This is a genomic window from Mesorhizobium sp. P160219, from assembly GCF_057786095.1.
On the sequence record NZ_JBYNWG010000001.1, the window covers coordinates 4,936,466 to 4,948,387 of the forward strand.

At 63.6% G+C, this 11,922-nt stretch carries 12 protein-coding genes; 4 read left to right on the forward strand and 8 right to left on the reverse strand.

What is annotated here, in order from left to right; all coding sequences use genetic code 11:
• Positions 1–111: 111 nt before the first annotated feature.
• Positions 112–1,584, forward strand: a complete 1,473-nt coding sequence (locus AC3EMP_RS24020; RefSeq protein WP_023818083.1) for an MFS transporter — start codon at positions 112–114, stop codon at positions 1,582–1,584.
• A 15-nt stretch (positions 1,585–1,599) separates the two neighbouring features.
• Here the strand turns inward: AC3EMP_RS24020 and AC3EMP_RS24025 are convergent, their stop codons facing one another.
• From AC3EMP_RS24025 to AC3EMP_RS24035, 3 genes are all read right to left on the reverse strand, one after another.
• Positions 1,600–2,097: a MaoC family dehydratase gene (locus tag AC3EMP_RS24025; protein ID WP_023681725.1), complete on the reverse strand. Its 498-nt coding sequence runs from the start codon at positions 2,095–2,097 to the stop codon at positions 1,600–1,602.
• A gap of 159 nt (positions 2,098–2,256) precedes the next feature.
• Positions 2,257–2,679: a phasin family protein gene (locus AC3EMP_RS24030; RefSeq protein ID WP_023672638.1), complete on the reverse strand. Its 423-nt coding sequence runs from the start codon at positions 2,677–2,679 to the stop codon at positions 2,257–2,259.
• Positions 2,680–2,787: 108 nt separating this feature from the next.
• Positions 2,788–4,083 carry a DUF445 domain-containing protein gene (locus AC3EMP_RS24035; RefSeq protein WP_023739062.1) on the reverse strand — a complete coding sequence of 432 codons (1,296 nt, stop codon included), beginning with the start codon at positions 4,081–4,083 and terminating at the stop codon, positions 2,788–2,790.
• Between the two features lie 295 nt (positions 4,084–4,378).
• On the opposite strand from AC3EMP_RS24035, the gene rirA reads away from it, so the two are divergent.
• Positions 4,379–4,840, forward strand: a complete 462-nt coding sequence (rirA, locus tag AC3EMP_RS24040) for an iron-responsive transcriptional regulator RirA (RefSeq protein WP_023672640.1) — start codon at positions 4,379–4,381, stop codon at positions 4,838–4,840.
• Between the two features lie 109 nt (positions 4,841–4,949).
• Here rirA and AC3EMP_RS24045 read toward each other — a convergent pair whose 3' ends face one another.
• The 5 genes from AC3EMP_RS24045 to hemP are packed head-to-tail and all read right to left on the reverse strand — an operon-like array spanning position 4,950 to position 9,050.
• Complete coding sequence (locus AC3EMP_RS24045) at positions 4,950–5,738, reverse strand: heme ABC transporter ATP-binding protein (protein WP_352711525.1); 789 nt, start codon at positions 5,736–5,738, stop codon at positions 4,950–4,952.
• 6 nt (positions 5,739–5,744) lie between these two features.
• Complete coding sequence (locus AC3EMP_RS24050) at positions 5,745–6,839, reverse strand: FecCD family ABC transporter permease (RefSeq protein WP_286461669.1); 1,095 nt, start codon at positions 6,837–6,839, stop codon at positions 5,745–5,747.
• 4 nt (positions 6,840–6,843) lie between these two features.
• A complete protein-coding gene (locus AC3EMP_RS24055; protein ID WP_352711528.1) occupies positions 6,844–7,725 on the reverse strand; it encodes a heme/hemin ABC transporter substrate-binding protein in 882 nt (293 codons plus the stop codon).
• Between the two features lie 10 nt (positions 7,726–7,735).
• Complete coding sequence (locus AC3EMP_RS24060) at positions 7,736–8,794, reverse strand: hemin-degrading factor (RefSeq protein ID WP_023681730.1); 1,059 nt, start codon at positions 8,792–8,794, stop codon at positions 7,736–7,738.
• A gap of 49 nt (positions 8,795–8,843) precedes the next feature.
• Complete coding sequence (gene hemP, locus AC3EMP_RS24065) at positions 8,844–9,050, reverse strand: hemin uptake protein HemP (protein WP_023673860.1); 207 nt, start codon at positions 9,048–9,050, stop codon at positions 8,844–8,846.
• A 270-nt stretch (positions 9,051–9,320) separates the two neighbouring features.
• Here hemP and AC3EMP_RS24070 point away from each other — a divergent pair, with 270 nt between their 5' ends.
• Complete coding sequence (locus AC3EMP_RS24070; protein WP_352711530.1) at positions 9,321–11,462, forward strand: TonB-dependent hemoglobin/transferrin/lactoferrin family receptor; 2,142 nt, start codon at positions 9,321–9,323, stop codon at positions 11,460–11,462.
• Positions 11,463–11,467: 5 nt separating this feature from the next.
• Entirely contained in the window at positions 11,468–11,902 is a 435-nt protein-coding gene (locus tag AC3EMP_RS24075) for a hypothetical protein (RefSeq protein WP_023673858.1), read from the forward strand.
• Positions 11,903–11,922 lie beyond the last annotated feature (20 nt).

The window sequence follows — 11,922 nt, forward strand, 5'->3', positions numbered from 1 at the left end:
CATGGCGTTTGGTGCACGATTAAGATGCAAATGCTGCGCCTTCCGCCATTCCACCCTGACGACTAGATCTCCGACAGGTCCGGTTGCGGGACTGACAAGGAGGAAATCGCCATGGCAACTGCCGAGCAGAACGAGTGCGCATCGGCGCCGCAGAAAACCCGGTCCGCAGGCCTGGCCCACTCTCCTGTCTTGGCATTGGCCAGCCTGTCGCTCGCCACGCTGCTGTCCTCGCTTGGAACCAGCATTGCCAGCGTTGGACTGCCTTCCCTCATGCAGGCGTTCGGTGCGTCCTTCCAGTCCGTGCAATGGGTGGTTCTCGCCTATCTGCTCGCCATCACCGCCCTGATCGTCAGCGCCGGGCGCCTGGCTGACATGGTCGGCCGCCGGCCGTTGCTGCTCGGCGGCATCGCGCTGTTCACACTGGCCTCGGTGCTCTGCGGCCTGGCGCCGACGCTCTGGCTGCTGATTGCGGCGCGCGCCGTACAAGGACTGGGTGCCGCGCTGATGATGGCGTTGACGCTGGCCTTTGTCGCGGAGACCGTGACCAGGGAGAGAACCGGCAGCGCCATGGGCCTGCTCGGCGCCATGTCGGCAATCGGCACGACGCTCGGCCCCTCGCTTGGCGGCTTGCTGATCGCCGGCTTCGGCTGGCGGGCGATCTTCCTCGTCAATGTGCCGCTCGGCCTCCTGACCTTTGCCCTCGCCTCGCTGGCCCTGCCTGCCCGCGACAAGACTGCGGAAGCAGCTCAAAACAGCTTCGATGCGATCGGGACGGTCTTGCTGGCCCTGACGCTGGCCGCCTATGCATTGGCCATGACGCTCGGCCGCGGCCATTTCGGCGCCCTCAACATCGGCCTGCTGGTGGCCGCCGGCATCGGCGTCGTTCTGTTCGGCGTTGCGCAGACGAAGGCGAAAAGTCCCTTGATCCGGCTTGCCCGGTTGTACGACATCCGGCTCAGCGCCAGCCTCGCCACGAACCTCGTTGTCGCCACAGTGATGATGGCGACCCTGGTGGTCGCTCCATTCTATCTGTCGCGAGCGCTGGGGCTCAATGCTGCGATGGTCGGCGTGGTCCTGTCGACAGGTCCGCTGGTCTCCGCGCTCTCGGCGCTCGTCGCCGGCCGCCTCACCGATCGCTTCGGCGCGCACAGGATGATGGTCGTCGGACTGTTCAGTCTTGCCGTCGGAACCTCATTGTTGTCGCTCGCCGCAACAAAACTCGGCATTGCCAGCTATACCGTGCCGATCGCCGTCACCTGCTTCGGGTACGCCCTGTTCCAGACATCCAACAATGCCGCCGTCATGAGCGGTGTCGCTGCCGGCGAGCGCGGCGTGGTGTCCGGCCTGCTCAATCTGTTGCGCAATCTCGGCCTGATCACCGGCGCATCGCTTATGGGCGCCATTTTTGCGGCTGCCTCGACGGGAGAACGGCAAAGCCAGGACATGCTGACCTCAGCGGCAGCCGCCCACGGCATGCAGGTTACCTTTCAGACGGCAACGGTCCTGGCGATGGCTGCGCTGTTGCTGGCACTGCTCTCGACCCGCGCCGGCGGCAGGCTGTCGGTGCGGCAACAGCCATCATGACCGAAGATAGGGAGCTTACGCTCCCGCCCGCTTGCGCCGCTCATAAAGCATGACCAGCGTTTCGGCGGTCAGCGCCGGCCTCTGTTCGCCCTCGATCTCGACCGTATTGGCGGCCTTCATCAGATACTGGCCCGGCCCCTTGTCCTCCACCGACAACAGCGTCGTGCGCAGCCGGATGCGTGCGCCGACCCTGACGGGCGCCAGGAACCGCACCTTGTCGAAGCCGTAATTGAAGGCGGCTTGCGTGTTTTCGGGGACGATGCCCATGCCCAGCGCCAGCGCGCCGATGATCGACAGCGTCAGATAGCCATGCGCGATCGTGGTGCGAAATGGGCTCTGCCGCTTCGCCCGCTCCGGATCGACGTGGATCCACTGATGGTCGCCTGTGCATTCGGCAAACTGGTTGATGCGGTTCTGGTCGACGGTCGTCCATTCCGACACGCCGAGCTCCTGCCCGGCCATCGCCCTTAACTGCTCGAAGGTCGGCGGCGTTTTCGGCCGTAGTTCCGTCATTCCTGCTTTCCCGGTGGCTCCCAGTGCCTCGGACCACGAACGGACGGCTCCTGTCAATTCGCCCGTTGCGATTCCGTTCCGCCATTTTCCGCCAAACAGCGTCCCTCGTCCATGCTCATGCGCCGCAACCGGCCACTCCTCTCATGGTTGCGTTGAGAGTCACTTCTTGTCATAGCCCGAGCGGATTTCCTCCATCGCTTCCTTGATGCGGCTGCGCAGGATTTCGATCGATTCGGTGCCGGATTTCTTGACCAGCTCGGCCACTTCGCCGGCATTTTTCAGGGCGGCTTCGAAGGATTTCCTGGCGAACTCCGCCTGTTTTGTCATCAGTTCCTGGGGATTGCCCGGCGCCTTGTAGCTCTGCGCCATGTCGCTGACTTCACGCAGCGTGTCCTGCAGCATCTCGCGCTGTCTGGACAACAATGAGGTCGCGCCGGCAGCTCCCGCCCGCGCGGATCTTTCCAGCGCCTCGAGGTTCTTGCGGTGATGCGCGAGGATCGCCTCGACATTCGGCACCTTCAGGTCACGGCCGAACCGGCTGAACATGTCCAGGAACGAATCGGAGTCGGGTTGTTTGGCCATTGCTCGTGCTCCCCAGTTGTCGCAAATGCTGAACCCTGTTCTGGACAATAGCACTCGCGCGCCGTGTGTCCATTCGCACGCCCAAGCAATTCAGCGGCAAATGCAGCATCAGCCAGCGAGAAACAGCCTCTCCGCCGTGTAGAGCACGATACCCGCCAATCCGCCGATAATCATGCCGTTGAAGCGGATATATTGCAGGTCCTTGCCGATGTTCATCTCGATCAGCCTCGTCAGCTGGGCGAGGTCCCAGCGCTTGACCTGGTCGGCGATGAATGTCGACACACCGCTCTTCTGGCTCTCCACGAACGACGACAGCGCCACGACAAAGCCCCGGTTCATGTCGGCCCTGATCTGCGGATCGCCTGAGAGATGGCGGCCGACCTCGACGAACATGTTGGCGAGATGCGCGCGAACAATCGAATTCTCCGCCTTGGCGTCCTGTTCGATGAACACGCTGAGGCTCTGCCACATGTCGCCGGCGAGCGACTTCACTTCCGGCCGCGCCAGGAAATCGCGCTTCAGCTTCTCGGCCCGTTTGGCGTATTGCTTCGAGGTTCTGAGCCGCTCGATGAAGCTGTGCGCGAAACGGTCGAATTCGGCGCGCATCGGATGGTCGGGGTCGGCCCGCACCTCGTCAAGCAGCGAACCGGCGGAAGCGACGATCTTTTTCAGCAGATAGGCGTCGGCTCTGAACAGGTTGAACAGCGACGGCAATTCCTCGCGGATTTTCTCGCGCATGGTCGCCAGCGCCTCTTCATCGTTCAGGAACCGGCCGATCACCCTGGTGAATTCGTCGAAGAGTTTCTGGTGGCGGCGGTCGTCGGTCAGTGCCGACAGCAATTCGGCCGCGAGCGGCGCCAGCGGCACCTTGTCGATCTGCTCCAGCATGCGGCTGGTGACGAAGCCGCGCAGGCCGGATTGCTCGATCGCCGCAAGCGTCTGCGGGACCAGCCGTACGACGAAGCGTGACAGGCCGGCAGAGCGTTCGGCGTCAGTCAGCCAGTCGGCGACGAGTGCTGCAAAATCGACCTCGGCCAGCTTTTCCCGCACCGGCTCCGGCGCCAGAAAATTGACCTCGATGAAGCGGCCCAGATTATCGGCGATGCGGTTCTGGTTCGCTGGGATGATGGCGGTGTGCGGGATCGGCAGGCCCAGCGGCCGCTTGAACAGCGCCACCACCGCGTACCAGTCGGCCAGGCCGCCAATGGTCGCCGCCTCGGCGAAGGCCGCCACGAAGCCCAGCCACGGATACTTGGCCTCGAACGATTTGGCCACGGCAAAAACCACGACGCAAAGCACCAGCGCAGCCGTGGCGAGGAACTTTGTCCGCCGCAACGCGAAAAGCTTGGCGCCCGTCTCGGCATCAAAACCGCCAGGCGCCAGGGACGAAGCCGATTGGGACATGATACGCCGCTCCTCATCGATCTCTTGGCTATCTGGCATGGGCTATTTAGGGGGTGTTTGGGCCCGTAGCATGATCGGATGGGCCGATTTCGTCCGGGAATTGCCGGTTTCGCACGCAAAGTTGACGAGAATGTTCATCTATCATGAAATCCCAGTCTGGAATTGTTCCAAGGTATAGGCCATATTCCGATCGGGCCAGTGTGGGCGAATCCGAAACTCCGGGTGAGAAAGCCGCACCAGCACAATCTAAAATCTGGTGCAGTTCCAGCGCGCCAGCACTCGGGTGAGGAATTAAATGCGGCTGACGCGCCAGACCAACTACGCCATGCGCATCCTGATGTATTGCGCCGCCAACAACGATCGCCTGAGCCGCATCCCCGAGATTGCGGCCGCCTATTCGGTGTCGGAGCTTTTCCTGTTCAAGATCCTGCAGCCGCTGGTCGAGCATGGCCTGGTCGAGACGGTGCGCGGCAGGAATGGCGGCGTGAGGATCGGCCGCCCCGCCGAGCAGATCAGCCTGTTCGACGTCGTACGGGTGACCGAAGAGAGCTTCGCCATGGCCGAGTGCTTCGAAAACGACGCCGCCGAATGCCCGCTGGTCGACAGCTGCCAGCTGAATTCGGCGCTGCGCGAGGCGCTCAACGCCTTCTTTGCCGTACTCTCCCGCTACACCATCGCCGATATGGTGGCGGCGCGCCCGAATGTGCGTCATTTGCTCGGCATCGACATGCTGGTCCAGCGAGCTCCGGCCGCCTGAGTTTTCTAGTGCATGTCGCTCAAAAGTGGCCCCGGTTTCGAGACAACGACATGCATAAAAACAAAGACCTAAAGCGCGTCGCCTGAGTCCGTTCAAACGCGACGCGCTTTTAGGCGGCTGACTGCGGCAAGACGAACGGCATGCTCGCCGCCGGCAACACACCGACCCTTAGCCGACAATCGAACACCTTTTCGATCAGATCGTCGCTCAGCACCTCCTGCGGTGAACCGTCGGCGGCGAGCCGGCCGCGATGCATCACGAAAATCCGGTCGGCATACATGGCCGTCAGATTGAGGTCGTGCAGGATGGCGATCACACCGCCGCCGCGCCGGGCGAAATCGCGGGCGATGTTCATGATGATCAGCTGGTGCTTGATATCGAGGCTGGAGACCGGCTCGTCGAGATAGAGATAGCGCGGCTTGCCGTCGAGCACCGGCGCCCAGACCTGGCACAGCACGCGCGCCAGTTGCACACGCTGTTGTTCGCCGCCCGAAAGCTCCTGAAAGAAGCGGCCGGCAAAGCCGTCGAGGTCGACCCGCACCAGCGCCCGCTCGGGCAGACGATCATCTTCGCCCGGCAGAACGCCGGAACGGCCGCCGATAAGGCCGAGCCTGACCACTTCGTGCACGGTGAAGGGAAAGGACAGCGTCGCGGCCTGCGGCAGCACGGCACGCACAGTCGCGGCCTCCACCGGCTTCATCGCGGAGAGGTCGCGCCCGTTGACGGCCACTGTCCCCGCAAACGCCAGATCGCCCGACAACGCCTTCAAAAACGTCGTCTTGCCCGAGCCGTTGGGTCCGACGATTGCCGCAATTTCGCCCGGCCGCGCGACGAAATCGACATTGGCAACAATGCGCTTGCCGCCGATCGCCACCGAGACATCGCGTGCTTCGATCATGCCGCCTCACAAGTCGATTACGCCGCGCTTGCGCAGCAGGATCCAGAGGAAGAACGGCGCGCCGGCGATCGCCGTGACGATGCCGATTGGCAATTCGGCCGGCGCCACGATGACGCGGGCAACTGCGTCGGCAAGAAGCAGCATCGAGGCGCCGAGCAGCGCCGATGCGAGCAAAAGATAGCGATTGTCCGGACCGATCAGCAGCCGCAGCAGATGCGGCACGACGATGCCGACAAAACCGATGCCTCCGCTGACTGCGACAGAGGCGCCGACCGCTGCCGAGACGCCGACGATCGCGGTGTATTTCAGCCGCTGTACCGGGATGCCGAGATGTCCGGCCGTCGCCTCGCCGAGCGCCAGGGCGTTGAGGCCTTTGGCCAGGAACGGCATTGCCGCAAGCGCCAGGATGATGATCGGACCGACGGAAGCGATCTTCGGCCAGGTCGCGCCGCCCAGCGAGCCCAGTTGCCAGAAGGTCAGGTCGCGCAACTGCCGGTCGTCGGCCATGAAAATCAGGATACCGGTCAGCGCCATGGCAAGGGCTGCGAGCGCAATGCCGGCAAGCAGCATGGTAGCGACCGATGTGCGCCCCTGCCGCGTGGCGACGCGGTAGAGCACCAGCGTGACCGCAAGGCCGCCGCAGAAAGCGGCGAGCGGCAAGGCCAGCCCGCCGAGCGCCAGAGTGAGCGGCGCCAGCCACGTCGTGCCGAGCACGATGACGGCGACCGCGCCGAGGCTCGACCCGGCGGAAACGCCGATCAGGCCGGGATCGGCGAGCGGGTTGCGAAACAGGCCTTGCATGACCGCACCCGATACGGCCAGTGCCGCCCCGATGAGCACACCGAGCAGTACGCGCGGCATGCGGATATCGTAGACGATCAACCGGTCGCGGGCACCAAGCGCGGCGTCGTCCGGCGTGGCGCCGGTCAGCCAGTCACGAATGACACCAACGGCCGATGCATCGGAAGCGCCCGACCTCAGCGACAGGAACATCGAAAGGGCAAGCGCCACACACAGGAGCACAATAACCAGGCGAGCGCGCCCGGAACGATCGCCCTCGGCCACCTTGCCCGCCGCGCCGGCGATCGACTGATCCACCATCGGCTCAGTCCGTGACCTGGCTGCCATAGAGCGAGGCGGCCAGATCGTGGATGGCATCGGCCGTGCGCGGCCCGAAGCCGAGGAGATAGCTGCCATCCATCAGGGTCAGCTTGCGGCCTTCGCCCGCCGGCGTCGAGGTGATCGACGGGATGGCGAACAGCTCGGCCTCCGCAATCGGCGGGCCGGCATTCTTCATGGCCAGGATCACGTCCGGCCTGGCAGTGACGATCGCCTCGTCGGACATCTGCTTGTAGCCGGAAAAACCTTCGACCGCATTGACGGCACCGGCGAGCTTGATGATGCCGTCACCGGCGGTGTCGGTGCCGGCGGCCAGGATCTTGCCGCCCTGGATCGACAGCACGAACAGGATGCGCTTGCGCTGCTTGATCGACGCCGTCTGCTTCTCGGCCGCCTTCAGCTTGGCGTCGGTCTCAGCCACCAGCGTCTCGGCCTTGGCGTCGACGCCAAGCGCCTTGCCGACGATGCGGATCTTTTCCAGGATGCCGTCATGGCTGTAATGCTCGGGCACGTCGATGAACGGAACGCTCGACTTTTTCAGCACATCGACCGCTTCCTTCGGCCCACTGCCATACAGCGCCAGAATGCCCGAAGGATTGACCGACAACACGCCTTCCGGCGACAGCTGGCGCATATAGCCGACGTCGGGCAGCGCGACCGCGGCGGCGGGGTAGCGGCTGGTCGAATCGCGGGCGACGAGATGACCTTCCTCGCCAAGCGCGTAGACGATCTCGGTGATCGAACCGCCGATCGCCACGATCCGCGACGTGTCGGCCAACACGGCCACGTTCTCGCTGGCCGGCACTGGGGCGGCAATAAACAGCGACAGGCCCATGGCCGCGGCAAGCGTCCTGAACAGTGAAATCATCGTCGTTTCCTCAGGCTGCGGTCGGGCTTGGAATGCGCGGCAGGTTCTCGGCAAGGAACCGCCAGTCGTCGCGCTCGCCCTCGCCTTCACGGCGCTTGCCGAAGAACTGGATGATCATCTTGCCGTCGGCGCCATAGGCTTCGAGCGAGGTGACATGACCGTCCTTGGTCGGTTTGCGCACCGCCCACACCTCCTGGATGTGGTCGGTGCGCAGATGCAAATGGAAGGTCTCGTCCATGACGTTGATCCACGGCCCCATCGGCTTGATCGACTTGACCGGGCCGGAATGGATCTGGATGCAGCCTCGGTTTCCGACAAAACACATGATCGGCATGCCGTCGGCGGCGGCATGGTGGAACATGGCGCCGATGGCGTCATTGTCGAGCAGCCAGGCATAGTCCTGGCCGACCATGCGCACGGCCTGGCGGCGGCTGAGCTTCAGCGCTTTCAACATGCCAAAGAACTGGTGGACGTCGGTCAGCCGGCTCCAGCGGTCGCGCAGATCATCGATGTCTGCGGCAATGCCCGACGTCTCCGCGTCGTCGTCGGCCAGGCCTGCGATAGACACGGTCGCCTCCTGGTTCGGCGATTCGAGTGCGGCCACGAGCTTCTGGTAGGCATAGAGATTGGACGCCGGCCGCAGATGCACCTTGTGCACCGCATCGCCGGCCGCGTCGAAGAATTGCAGGCTGCGGCGGATGTCGCCACCGTCGCGCTTTTCCACGGCAAAGCCATGCGCCCAGACCTTTGGAAAGATACGCAGGTCGATGTTTTCGCCCAGCACCATGGCATTGTGCGCGCCTGTGACAACCTTGTCGTAGACGCCGATCTTCTCGTGCACCGCGCTTTCGTTGCGGGTCAGCGCCATCACTTCGCCGACGGCGTCGAGGCCGGTCAGAAGATCGTTGACCCTGGGCTCGACGCGCACGACACCGTCGCCGCAATGCGCGGCCACCAGCTCGGCTTCGGAAATACCGAGCTCGGCGGCAAGATCGCGCTCGCGCGCTTTCGGATTGTCTGCCCGCGCTCGCCGGATTTCATGCGGTGCGGGTTTTACGCGCTGGTCCATGTCCTGCTTACCTGTCCTGCCTGGGGTTTTGGCCTGCCTGGCTGTTTCGTCACTTGTTGAGGATGAGCTTGCCCTGGCGGGTGATCTTCAGCCGATAGAGCGCCCCATGGTGCTCGATGCCGATCTCGTGCTCGCCCTGGAACAGCGTGTTGGAGGACAGCGTCCGCACCGCCAGCGGCACCCGGTCGAAGCGGGTCGGCGTCTCCTCGGAACGGCGGACGCGGTAACGGAAGTCGTTGGGATTGTGGGTGTTCATCTCTTTCGATCCCTTTCCTGTGCCGGGCAACTGGCTAGCGTTGTAAAAATGCCGATTCATTTCTTGACTCGAATAATCATGTTTATTAGCAGTGCAATACCGGACAAATGAGTCAACATTTAAGACGCCGGACAGAATGAAAAATGCCAGCGAGCACCAAGCCAGCCAGCATCGAACCTGGAATTTTGGAGTTGGGGCATGGGCTTGGGAAATTGTGGACGACTGGGTCTGGCGAACGCCGATCCGGTGCATCGGCCTATGGCAAAGGCAATGGCAGCCTTGCTTGCGGGGGCAGCGACGATCGCGCTGCTGACATCGCCGGCCAGCGCTCAGCAGGCTGCTCAGCCGGCCGCTGACCAGGCCGACCAGACCAGGAAAACCGAAGACACCAAGCCGGCGCCCGCCGGCGCGACCCTGCTGGACAAGATCCTCGTCATCAGCCGCACCGGCGACACGGCAATCGAATCGCTGGCCTCAGCCAGCCATGTCGACCAGGAACAGCTCGACCGCCGCATGGCGACGACGCCGAACGAAATGCTGCTCGGTGTGCCTGGTGTCGCCGTGCAGGCCGATGCGCGACGCGTCAGCTCCAGCATCAACATCCGCGGCCTGCAGGATTTCGGTCGCGTCGCCGTCATCGTCGACGGCGCCAGGCAGAATTTCCAGCGCTCAGACCACGGCACGCAGTCGACCTTCTATGTCGATCCCGAGCTCATCAAATCCGTTGACGTCATTCGCGGACCGACCGCCAACACCTACGGCTCCGGCGCCATTGGCGGCGTCGTCTTCTTCGACACCAAGGATGCGGTGGATTTCCTCAGATCGGGCGAAACCTGGGCCGGCTCCGTCACCGGGCGCTATGAAAGCAACGGCAAGGGCTGGACCGCCAGCGCCAGCGGCGCCTACAAATTCAACGACGATTTGGATGTGCTGGGCAACATCGTCTACCGCGACTACGGCGACTACAAGAATGGCAGCGGCGACACCGTCGCCGGTACCGGTTTCGACGTGCTGAGCGGCCTGCTCAAGACCACAATCCGCCCGAGCGAGAACAGCGAATTGAAGCTCGGCTGGGTCGGCTCGAGCGACGGCTGGACGGAAACCAGCGGCGGCGTGCCGGCCAACGACGTCGACCTGAAGTCGAACACCTTCACCGCCCGCTACAACATCACTGACGACGCCAAGAGCTGGCTCGACCTCCACATCAACGCCTCCTACAACAAGACCAATCTCGACCTCACCACGCTGGTCCCGCAGAACCGCTTCGATCCGTCGACCGGCCTTCCCGTGCTGCTGCCCGTCGGTTCGACCTCGACCTTCGACGTTGGCACGGCCGGCGTCGACATCTGGAACACGTCGCGCTTCGAAACAGCCGGTGTTGCGCACGAATTGACCTATGGCGGCGACTGGGTGGGTGACGATGTCGAGACCGGCGGCACCGCCGGCGGCGACAGCTTCTACACCCCATCGGGCAAGCGTAGTGTTTCGGGCGCCTACATCCAGGACAAGCTCACCTGGGACTGGCTCGAGGTCATTGCCGGGCTGCGTTACGACAATTACAGCCTCGAAGACAGCACCCACGAAACGTCAGGTGATCGTCTGTCGCCGCGCATCACCGTTGGTGTCACGCCCTTCGAAAGCGCCAGCCTGGCGGGCCTGCAGTTCTATGGCACCTACGCGGAAGGCTACCGCTCGCCGTCGCTGACCGAAACGCTGATCAGCGGCAACCATCCGGCGGGCGTCACCTTCCCGTTCCTGCCCAATCCGAACCTGCGGCCAGAAACCGGCAAGACCACTGAATTCGGCGTCAACTACAAGCTGAACGACCTTATCGAGGCCGGCGACGCGTTCCGGCTCAAGGCCGGCTACTTCCACAACGATGTCGACGACTACATCGAAGGCGTCACGTTGTCGGCATTCGACCCGACCAGCGGTTGCCCGTTCGGCCCCGGCATCCCGATCTGCTTCCAGTACCAGAATGTCGCCCAGGCCAAGATCAACGGCTTCGAACTGGAAAGCGTCTACGATGCCGGCTGGGGCTATGCTGGCCTCTCAGCCTCGATCATCAACGGCCACACCATCTCCGATGAAGGCGAGCGGGCCGACCTTGCCACCATCCCGTCCTCGCAGGTCACCGGGCAGCTCGGCTTCCGCTTCCTTCAGGACAAGCTGACCGTCGGCGGCGAGGTGCAGTACAACGGCAAGCCGAAGGGCAACCCCGTGGCCAAGGATTATACTCTGGTCAACGCCTTCGCCAGTTACCAGGCCACCGACAATCTGAAGGTGGACTTCCGCGCCGACAATTTGTTCGACGTCAAATACACCAACCCGCTGAACGGCGGTACCACCGCCGTCATCTATGAACCCGGCATCACGCTGAAGCTGGCCGCAACCATGCGCTTTGGAGGCTGACACCCATGACAAGTTTGACGGCATCGCTTCGCCTCCTGACCTCGACGCTGGCGATGTCGCTTGGCTTGATGCCGGCGTGGGCTCAGTCCGCGTCGGCTCCGCAACTCAGCCTCGAGCTCAATGCCGCGCAGCCCTCCGAAAAGGGTTGCCGGCTGACCTTCGTCGTCAACAATGCGCTCGGCGCCGATCTTTCCAAGGCGGCATTCGAAATCGCGCTGTTCAACGAGGCCGGCATTGTCGACCGCCTGAGCGTGCTCGACTTCAAGGACCTGCCGGCCGGCAAGACCAAGGTGACCCGCTTCGACCTCGCCGGCACCGACTGCACCAAACTCAGCCGCGTGCTGATCAACAGCGCCACCGAATGCGCCGGCGTCGAACCGGGCGCCTGCATGCGCGGCCTGAAGACGCAGACCAAGACCGGTATCGCATTCGGCGTCTGAGGTGGGCCTGCATCCCGCCT